The sequence below is a fragment of the Prevotella sp. C561 genome, from assembly GCF_000224595.1.
Taxonomy (GTDB): domain Bacteria; phylum Bacteroidota; class Bacteroidia; order Bacteroidales; family Bacteroidaceae; genus Prevotella; species Prevotella jejuni.
The window spans coordinates 387,728-397,593 of sequence record NZ_JH114139.1 but is presented as its reverse complement, the minus strand read 5'-3'; the positions used below and the strand labels follow the sequence as shown (position 1 = coordinate 397,593).

General features: G+C 45.5%; 7 protein-coding genes. All 7 read left to right on the top strand.

The genetic code is table 11. The features are described 5' to 3' along the window. Nucleotides 1-453: 453 nt before the first annotated feature. The 7 genes from HMPREF0666_RS17600 (at nt 454) to HMPREF0666_RS01255 (ending at nt 9,288) form a co-directional block, all read left to right on the top strand. Nucleotides 454-1,188, top strand: coding sequence for a hypothetical protein (locus HMPREF0666_RS17600; protein WP_009010474.1), 735 nt, complete (start codon nt 454-456; stop codon nt 1,186-1,188). A gap of 256 nt (nt 1,189-1,444) precedes the next feature. After that, a complete protein-coding gene (locus HMPREF0666_RS01280; RefSeq protein ID WP_009010473.1) occupies nt 1,445-2,191 on the top strand; it encodes a cell division ATP-binding protein FtsE in 747 nt (248 codons plus the stop codon). 46 nt (nt 2,192-2,237) lie between these two features. Continuing rightward, nucleotides 2,238-3,554 carry an aspartate kinase gene (locus HMPREF0666_RS01275; protein ID WP_009010472.1) on the top strand — a complete coding sequence of 439 codons (1,317 nt, stop codon included), beginning with the start codon at nt 2,238-2,240 and terminating at the stop codon, nt 3,552-3,554. 145 nt (nt 3,555-3,699) lie between these two features. Next, nucleotides 3,700-4,857, top strand: coding sequence for a diaminopimelate decarboxylase (gene lysA, locus HMPREF0666_RS01270; protein ID WP_009010471.1), 1,158 nt, complete (start codon nt 3,700-3,702; stop codon nt 4,855-4,857). Nucleotides 4,858-4,876: 19 nt separating this feature from the next. Further along, nucleotides 4,877-6,115, top strand: a complete 1,239-nt coding sequence (locus HMPREF0666_RS01265; RefSeq protein WP_009010470.1) for a glycosyltransferase — start codon at nt 4,877-4,879, stop codon at nt 6,113-6,115. Further along, nucleotides 6,116-7,273 (top strand): glycosyltransferase, encoded by a 1,158-nt coding sequence (locus tag HMPREF0666_RS01260; protein ID WP_009010469.1) that lies wholly within the window; start codon nt 6,116-6,118, stop codon nt 7,271-7,273. Nucleotides 7,274-7,275: 2 nt separating this feature from the next. Then, entirely contained in the window at nt 7,276-9,288 is a 2,013-nt protein-coding gene (locus tag HMPREF0666_RS01255; RefSeq protein ID WP_009010468.1) for a fructose-1,6-bisphosphatase, read from the top strand. Nucleotides 9,289-9,866: the final 578 nt, after the last annotated feature.

Sequence of the window (9,866 nt, the reverse complement as noted above, 5' to 3'; positions counted from 1 at the left end):
TTACTCCCCTTCCCTTCGGGGAGGGGCCGGGGAGGGGCCGCTATTTTTCTGACCCCTGTGTGTTCTGTTATTCTGTGTAAATCTGTGAGAAAAAACACACCAAGACACTCATACAAGACTTCTAATAAAGGACAATGCGAAGCCTATATCCACTCTATAGGGGTATCTCGGTGATCACTCCCCTTCCCTTCGGGGGAGGGGAAGGGGGAGGGGCCAGCTGGGGCCAGAAGGGTGTTGGATGTTGGGTGTTAGGTGATGATGTTATGTGCTGTCATCACTATTCTTTGTAAGAGAACATCAATCTTCATCAATATAGAAAGATTTATTCTTCTAAATAGTTGCGCCGTATTGAATATTATTATATATTTGCAATAGATTAGATAATACCGTCAGATAGGATGCAGTTAGGAGCACAGAACATCGTAGAAGAATAACTTTAAACCAAGAAAAGATATGATGGACATCATTGTAATATTACTGATGAGCTTACCACTAATCGTTATCGGCAGCACTATCGGACCTGATTCTTCTATCAATTTTGGGTCAAGAATACCGAAAGCGAAACTTAAAAGTGAGGAAGGACTTAAACGGCTGAGGAGGATAAAGATAGCACTAATATTAGCTGGTAGCATCATCCTCGTCGGTGGCTTCACCTGTTTTGTCTTTCATTGGGAAACTTATCAACTTGTCGTCATACTCGTCCCTGAGATAGTAGCTATCGTTTACATGCTGTTACAGCTGTACATGATAGAGAAGAAAGGGAAAGGCTTGCTCGTGCTCATGCTTTCGATCATTGTGATATTAGGTATGATCCCTCTCATTGCAGCCCTCCCAATCACTGGGAACGACAACAACACGATGATTAGAAATGACACGCTGTTTATTGAAGGGTCGTATGCTAAGGAAATACCGATAGCAAGTATTACGCAAGTAGACGGCAACGCTACCGTGCCACCCATTGGGGTAAGAACAAACGGAATGTCACTTGGCGAAATTAATGTGGGTCATTTCAAGACCGAAGAAGGGCAGGATGTGCTATTATACTTACATTCAGATGATACGAATGTGACACATATCACGACTAAGAACAACGAAGATATCTACATTAACTTCAATGATTCGGCACAGTCAGTAGACTTCTCTAATAAGCTGAAAGCAGCTTTTCGCCAACAAACCAAACACAAATAAGACTACGTCTTAAACTCATCTAAAGACAAGTATTCAGCGATTAAGAGCCTCTAACAGTAGGGGTTCTATCAGCTTTCACAGCCGTGATGGTTTGTGAAAGCTGTTCTTGCTTATTCATAATAAAGTGTAAATGCGTTAAACCTCTTATTTCCTGCAGCTATTACAGTGTTTTTTACTACCTTTGCAGAATAAATCCTTGTCAAGAGACAACGGACGAAAGTATCAATCGACAATAATAAATCATACAGAGATAATCATGTTAATAGACTACAAGAAGGTAAACATATATCAAGATGAACGCTTAATTCTGAAAGACGTTGACTTTCAAGCAGAAACAGGAGAGTTTATCTATCTCATTGGCCGGGTTGGTTCGGGTAAGAGTTCGCTGTTGAAAACTATCTATGGCGAGCTGGACATTGACAGTGAAGACGCAGAGAAGGCAGTCGTACTTGAGGAGAGTATGCCCAATATCAAGCGTAGTCGCATCCCTTCCCTACGTAAGCAAATGGGTATTATCTTCCAAGATTTCCAACTCTTACATGACCGTTCTGTAGCAAAGAACCTCAAGTTTGTCTTGCAGGCAACGGGCTGGAACGACAGTCAAAAGATTGACCGCCGTATTGATGAGGTGTTAGCACAGGTGGGCATGACCGACAAGCGAACCAAAATGCCAAGTGAACTCTCTGGTGGAGAACAGCAGCGTATTGCCATAGCACGTGCCTTGTTGAATATTCCAAAGATTATCATTGCCGATGAACCGACGGGTAATCTCGACCCAGAGACGGCTGCCAACATCGTTAGTATCCTCAAAGACACTTGTAAGGCAGGGACGACAGTTATCATGTCAACCCATAACATCAACCTCCTCGACCAATTCCCTGGTAAGGTCTATCGCTGTCATGAGGGCCAGCTTACCCTCCTTACCGACAAGAAGCAGGTGTGCGAATTAGCCGAAGAGACGGCCCCTGTAGAGACTATTGACGAACAAGAGCCAAACGATTAAGCCCGTAGAGCTCAGCAAAAATCCACATATAGAAAGATTGAAGATGATGAAAGTAATGAAATTTGGAGGTACCTCTGTTGGTTCACCAGAACGAATGAAGAGCGTAGCCGCCTTGATAACAAAGTCAGGAGAGCCAACATTCATCGTGCTCTCAGCAATGAGTGGAACGACAAACACACTGATAGAAATATCTGACTACCTCTATCGCAAGAACCCAGAGGGTGCTAACGAACTTATCAACAGCCTCGAACAGAAATATCTCGGACATGTTGAAGAGCTGTATTCGACTGAGGAATACAAACAGAAGACACGCCAGTTCCTTAATGAAGAGTTCAACTACCTACGCACATTCACCAAGGATCTGTTCACTTCGTTCGAAGAGAAAAGCATTGTAGCACAAGGTGAGATACTCTCAACCAATATGGTTGTGAACTATCTAAAGGAACAAGGCGTTAAAGCAACATTACTTTCTGCACTCGATTTCATGCGCACTGATAAGAATGCGGAGCCTGACGCACAGTATATCAAAGAGCATCTGACAGCCATCATGGACGAGAACAAGGGTTATCAGATATATATCACACAAGGCTTCATCTGCCGTAATGCCTACGGAGAGGTGGACAACTTGCAGCGTGGTGGCTCTGATTACACAGCTTCACTCGTAGGTGCTGCTGTCAACGCTGAGGAGATTCAGATATGGACAGACATCGATGGTATGCACAACAACGACCCACGTGTGGTGGAGAAGACCGAGGCTGTGCGCCAACTGAACTTTGAGGAAGCATCAGAGTTGGCTTATTTCGGTGCGAAGATTCTACACCCTACCTGTGTTCAACCTGCTAAGTATGCGGGTATCCCAGTTCGTTTAAAGAACACAATGGACCCTGATGCGGAGGGAACTATCATCAATAACACATTGGTAAGGAGGAAGATTAAAGCCGTGGCAGCCAAAGATAATATCACAGCCATTAAGATTAAGTCAAGCAGAATGCTTGGTGCTTCGGGCTTCCTACGTAAGGTGTTTGAAATCTTCGAGAGCTATCAGACGTCTATCGACATGATTACTACCAGTGAGGTGGGCGTGTCTATGACCATTGAGAACGATAGTCACCTGTCTGAGATAGTAGATGAATTGAAGAAGTATGGCACTGTAACCGTCGATACAGATATGTGTATTGTATGCGTGGTGGGCGACCTCGACTGGAGCAATGTAGGCTTTGAGACATTGGCAACTGACGCAATGAAGGACATACCTGTACGCATGATTAGCTACGGTGGCAGCAACTACAACATCTCTTTCCTTATCCGTGAAGAGGATAAGAAGCGTGCCTTGCAGTCGCTCTCAAGCGTCCTCTTTAACTAAGGCAAGAACTGATAAATTCACAATAAGTATTTATCCGAAGGAATGAACGCCCTCGCCTGTTCATGACAAAAGCAGACAAGTGGACATACGAGGGCGTATGTCTCCTCAATAACTCAGATAAACACTACATCACGACACAACACACATGACACAAGAATTCCCTATTGATAAGTTTAATAAGATGGAGACTCCATTTTATTATTACGACTGCAACCTCCTAAGGGAGACCTTGCAAGCTATTAACAATGAGTTGAATACGTATGAGAACTTCGTCGTTCACTATGCTGTTAAAGCCAATGCGAACGCTAAAGTACTGAACATTATCCAACAGGCAGGACTGGGAGCCGACTGTGTCAGTGGTGGTGAGATACAAAGAAGTTTAGACTGTGGCTTCCCAGCAGACAAGATTGTCTATGCTGGGGTGGGTAAAGCCGACTGGGAAATCAACCTTGGTCTGGACAAGAACATCTTCTGCTTCAACGTAGAAAGTGTCGCTGAGTTAGAGATTATCAATGAGTTAGCAGCCAAGAAGGGCAAGATAGCCAATGTTTGCTTCCGTATTAACCCTGACGTAGGGGCACATACACATGAGAAGATCACCACTGGTCTGGCTGAGAATAAGTTTGGTATTGCGATGCAGGACATGCTCCCTACCATCCTTGAAGCAAGCAGGATGCCGAACATCCACTTTATCGGCTTACACTTTCACATCGGTTCTCAGCTGCTCGAAATGACGGATTTTCGCCACCTCTGCAGCCGCATCAACGAGATACAAGACCATCTGGAAGAGGAGAATATAACGATTAAGAACATCAATGTTGGCGGTGGATTGGGTATCGACTACGACCAGCCTGACAGCCACCCCATCCCTGACTTTAAGTCTTACTTCTATACTTTCGCACGCTATCTAAAGTTAAGAGACGGACAGAAGTTACACTTTGAGTTAGGAAGAGCAGTCGTTGGACAGATGGGAAGTCTCATTACTCGCACGCTGTATGTCAAGCAAGGGATGGCAAAACAGTTCGCTATCGTAGACGCAGGAATGACCGACTTGATTCGACCTGCCCTCTATCAAGCAAGCCATAAGATAGAGAATCTATCCAACAACGGCCCTTTGTCCACCTATGACGTGGTGGGTCCGATATGCGAATCGAGTGATGTTTTTGCAAAGGCAATAGCCCTCAACACCGTACATCGGGGTGACCTGATAGCGATGCGGTCTGCTGGTGCATACGGAGAAATCATGGCTTCGCAATATAACTGTAGGAAGTTGCCTGCTGGTTACACCTCCGACGAACTATAAACAATAACGAATTAAATCAATGTTCACTTTTGATAATACAACCATCATAGCCTCAGTAGTGCTGATACTGGTAGCAGTACTGACCTCATTGTTCAATCCCTTCTTTCGAAGAGTGGGGATTGTTGCGTATGGTTTACCATCTTCTACCAACGAAAGTGACGATACAAGCACTGAAGAGGAGCCTGAGGAAGAGGGGAAGGAAACGATAGCGGAGCTTGATGACAAGGCCGAGGAACACCCGTCACTACCTCCCATCTCAATTATCTTCACGCCTCACGACAAAGCACAGGAGCTTGCAAAGAACCTCCCACTCTATCTGAATCAGGACTATCCAACAGACTTTCAGGTGATTGTCGTGGCCCCTCAGAATGATCATGAGACAAGTGATGTGCTCAAGCGCTTTGCTTCCAACACCCATCTATACACCACCTTCATCCCTGAATCGTCTCGTTATATGAGCAAGAAGAAGCTTGCCATCACCTTAGGAGTTAAGGCTGCAAGGTATGATTGGGTCTTGATGGCTGACATCTGCTGCTTTCCTACGGGTGATAACTGGCTGCAAGCCCTTGCAAGAAACTGCCAAGAAGGGAAAGAGCTCGTTGTCGGCTACACCCGATACGAGGATGAGACGCCCGACTATCGACGCTTTGAGCGTCATTACTTAGCCCGCTATTTCATGCGTGAATACCAGCATAACAGGGCCTATGCATGCCCTTTTAATGCCTTAGTGTTCCGTAAGAAGACCTTCTTACAGGCTGAGGGATTTCGTGGAAACCTCAAGTATATACGTGGAGAATACGACTTCATGGTGAATAAGTATGCGAAGGCTGACAACCTGACGTTCGAGAACTCGCCTGAAGGAACGCTCATTGAAGAGGCACCAACAGATAAGGTTTGGCTCGGAGGACACCTCTTCTATATGGAGAATCGCCAACACCTTGAGCGGACAACACGCCATCGTCTCCTCCCTTACATCGACCAGACGGCCCTACATGGCAATTATGTGTTGCAGTGTGCAGCACTCGCTGTGTCTTACCTCCTCGGTATGTGGACCATTACAGCAGCTGCTGGACTGGCACTTATACTATCCCTTATCCTCCGACTAACCATCGGTAAGAAAGCATTACGCCGTTTCGACTTAGACATTCCAGCATGGAAGATTATCCCATACGAGCTTGCCATTGCATGGAAACACCTTGGTTATAAGCTAAAATACCATCGTGCAGACAAGTATGACTTCATCTCTCACAAACTATAAATGCGCATTATCCATTACATAGACAGTATAAAGGCAGGCAATCTGCTCTCTGATCAACTGCTGCGGCTCACCTCTGCGCAGGAAGAATATGCTGATGTTAAAACGATTACACAACAGGGTGATTTCAAGAAGCTCCTTGCTGATTTCCAACCTGACATCGTTCATATTCATTCTTGCTGGCAGTATCATATCGCGTCCTACGCTAATTGGGCTGCAAAGAAGCATTGTGCCGTTGTCTTCTCACCGCATTGGGAACTTAACGAACGGGCAAGGACGACGGAGCAGGGCATGAGAAAGAAGGTTAAGGCCCTACTCTATCAAGCTAAGATGGTGCGATCAACGGAAGCTCTCCTCGTCAGTAGCGAGCATGAAAAGCAAGAGATACTGTCATTGGGATGGACGAAACGCATTGATGTAGTGCGTGATAGCGTATTAAACAATACGTTGACAGATGACGAGATGGCACAACAGACGATAACATTCTATCGTAAAGTACTCGACACACGTTACCAGTTTGTCATGACGGCAATGGAGAAAGACGCCATCCCAAGCCTCCTTCACGTTGGCTTAGCAGAGGAGTCTGTACACAACCTCCTACCGAGTGACCAGCTTCTCAACCTACGAAGCCTCAACCCAGAACAATGGAGAAGAGTCTTACTCTATGCTGATGACGAGGGAGTAAGGGAGATTGTCGATAGTGCTATCAGCCGTTTACAACTCAACGCACCCGCCATCGACACCGCAGCCATCCGTCGTTTCCCATTGTTACGACCCAAGGAAACAACGTCAGTGGACACAGACAAACTTGTTGGGAACCTCCCCATGACCCGTCAAAGGCTCGATGACTATACAAGCAAAGAAGACGCTATCTTCAAGCAGATAGCTACCATCATTGCAAACACACGTCAGATAGAACGAAAAAAGAGACTGTCACTACGCTTACTGACTGATTTATACAAAGTTATAAAGTATAATGACTACGACGAAGACCGCTTAGCAGAAGTGCTTCGCCACCTGCGTCTCTATCGCTATTCATGTCGGATGATACAACTACTGGCGGAGAAGACGCTCTTAAAAGAGGGTTTTATGCCCTTCCCTCCACGCAATGATAGGAAGACAAAGGGCATGATAAGAAACAATTTCGAACAAAGACATTGAACATGACAAAGAAGAAATACGACTTAAAAAAGGATGAACGATATCTACGACTCTTAGCTAAATCGTTCCCAAACATCGCTGAAGCATCTACAGAAATTATCAACCTTGAGGCCATCGCACACCTTCCTAAGGGTACTGAACATTTCCTTGCTGATATTCACGGAGAGCATCAAGCCTTCCAACACGTACTGAAGAATGCCTCTGGTAACATCAAAAGAAAGGTGAACGAACTCTTCGGTGAGCGACTGAGGAACGTGGAGAAACAGGAACTATGTACGTTGATTTACTACCCAGCACAGAAGTTAGAGCTCGTTAAAAAGCAAGAGAAAGACATTAAGGATTGGTATCATATCACAATACACCGCCTCGTTGAGGTTTGTCGTGACGTATCCAGTAAATACACTCGCTCGAAGGTGAGAAAGTCATTACCAGCCGATTTCTCTTACATCATACAAGAGTTACTACACGAACACGCCGACGACAAGGATAAAACCGACTATGTGAGTGCTATCATCAAGACGATTATCTCCACCGGACGGGCCGACGACTTTATCATCGCTATATGCGAGGTTATCCAGCGATTAGTCATCGACCAGCTGCATATCTTGGGTGATATGTACGACAGAGGACCGGGTGCTCACATCGTTATGGACACCTTAAAGAACTATCATAACTGGGATATCACGTGGGGTAACCATGACATCCTATGGATGGGAGCATCTGCAGGTAACGATGCTTGCATCTGTAACGTCATTCGTATTGCCCTTCGCTATGCTAACATGGCTACTATCGAGGACGGATATGGTATTAATCTTATCCAGTTGGCCACCTTCGCAATGGATGTCTATGGTGACGATCCATGCGAGGAGTTCATCCCGAAGGTGTCAAAAGACAATCCGCTCGACGAACGTAGCCTAACCCTTACGGCACAGATGCACAAGGCTATCAGTGTTATTCAGTTCAAGATTGAGTCGCAGATGATAAGCCGTCACCCTCTTTGGAAGATGGATGACCGACGCCTCCTCAATGCGATTGACTATAAGAAGGGTATGATTAAACTTGATGGCAAGGAATATCAGATGCGCTCATGCAACTTCCCTACCATCGACCCTAAGCACCCCGACAAGCTGACTGAGGCTGAACAGGCTCTCATCGACCGCCTTCATCAGTCGTTCACGGGTAGTGAGAAGCTACGTAGCCATATCCGCTCTCTGCTCCGTCATGGCTGTATGTATAACATATTCAACCATAACCTTCTCTTCCATGCATCTATCCCGCTCACCGAAGAAGGGAAACTAAAGGAGGTTGAGATAGAACCGGGTGTGAAACTGAAGGGTAAGGAGTTGCTCTATCAGACAGGTATGAAGATACGTTCGGCATTCCAGTCTAACAACGACCTACAGACAGAAGAGCAACGACAAGACGCTATTGATTTCTTCCTCTATCTATGGTCAGGACCAGACAGTCCGCTCTTTGACAAGGCTAAGATGGCCACCTTCGAACGCTATTTTATAGCCGACAAGGAGACACACCACGAGAAGAAAGGATATTACTTTGAGATGCGTGACAACGAGGAGATTGTCGACATGATTTTAGACGAGTTCGATGTGCCTCAGCCTAACCGTCATATTATCAACGGTCACATGCCTGTTCATGTCGTCAAGGGCGAGAACCCTATCAAAGCGAACGGTAAGTTGATGGTCATTGATGGTGGTTTCTCACAGGCTTACCATAAGGAGACGGGTATTGCGGGCTATACATTGGTGTTCCACTCACGTGGTTTCCAACTCGTACAGCACGAGCCTTTCACCTCAACCGAGGATGCTATCAAACGAGGAACAGACATTGTTTCGACCACACAGATTGTTGAGATGAACCAACAAAGGCTGCGTGTAGAAGATACCGATAAGGGTACAGAGCTACGCCTACAGATAGAAGCACTCGAGGAACTCCTCTATGCTTATCGAAGTGGCTTCCTTACGGAGGTAGAAAGAAAGACTCCACAGAAGGTATAAGACGAATAGAAGGGGCGCACAGTGTGTGTCCCTTCTTCTTTTTCGTCATCTTTCTGTATTGCACATTACCTGTCTACATTAGCTAAAAACATTCTTCTAATACCTTGAAAATCAAATCCTAAAATACTAAAAATAGGTGAGCTTGCACCTTTTGGACTACTGATACGAAGCGTGGGGAGGTTTTTCTCTCACGCTGGTGAGGTTTCTCTCTCACAGAATTCACAGATTTAACAGAACCTTTTTGGTGCATGCGTTTGTTCATTGGAAGTTTTTTTCTCACAGAGCGCACAGAGTTCACGGAGCTTTTTGGCGCACATTTCGAGCCCACAGAACGCCTCCGGCATACAGAGAACACAGAGCGTTTCTGCTAAAATTGGCTGTAAGGTTCTGTGAGTTCTGCCGCCCGCAAGGGCTCTGTGAAATGCTGTGTGTTCTGTTCATCTGTGTTATTCTGTGAGAAAAAGAATGTTTGAGAGCAGTTGGGGGAGGCTTTTTCTCTCACAGAGCGCACGTATGCAAAAGTCGTAGGGTGCATTTTTCTCTCACAGAACTCACAGATTTAACAGAACCCATTTGCG

What these genes read in the sequence shown, in the direction of transcription:
- lysA (WP_009010471.1), top strand. Translation starts at nt 3,700, where the DNA reads ATGACACAAGAATTCCCTATTGATAAGTTTAATAAGATGGAGACTCCA.
- HMPREF0666_RS01255 (WP_009010468.1), top strand. Translation starts at nt 7,276, where the DNA reads ATGACAAAGAAGAAATACGACTTAAAAAAGGATGAACGATATCTACGA.
- HMPREF0666_RS01275 (WP_009010472.1), top strand. Translation starts at nt 2,238, where the DNA reads ATGAAAGTAATGAAATTTGGAGGTACCTCTGTTGGTTCACCAGAACGA.
- HMPREF0666_RS17600 (WP_009010474.1), top strand. Translation starts at nt 454, where the DNA reads ATGATGGACATCATTGTAATATTACTGATGAGCTTACCACTAATCGTT.
- HMPREF0666_RS01280 (WP_009010473.1), top strand. Translation starts at nt 1,445, where the DNA reads ATGTTAATAGACTACAAGAAGGTAAACATATATCAAGATGAACGCTTA.
- HMPREF0666_RS01265 (WP_009010470.1), top strand. Translation starts at nt 4,877, where the DNA reads ATGTTCACTTTTGATAATACAACCATCATAGCCTCAGTAGTGCTGATA.
- HMPREF0666_RS01260 (WP_009010469.1), top strand. Translation starts at nt 6,116, where the DNA reads ATGCGCATTATCCATTACATAGACAGTATAAAGGCAGGCAATCTGCTC.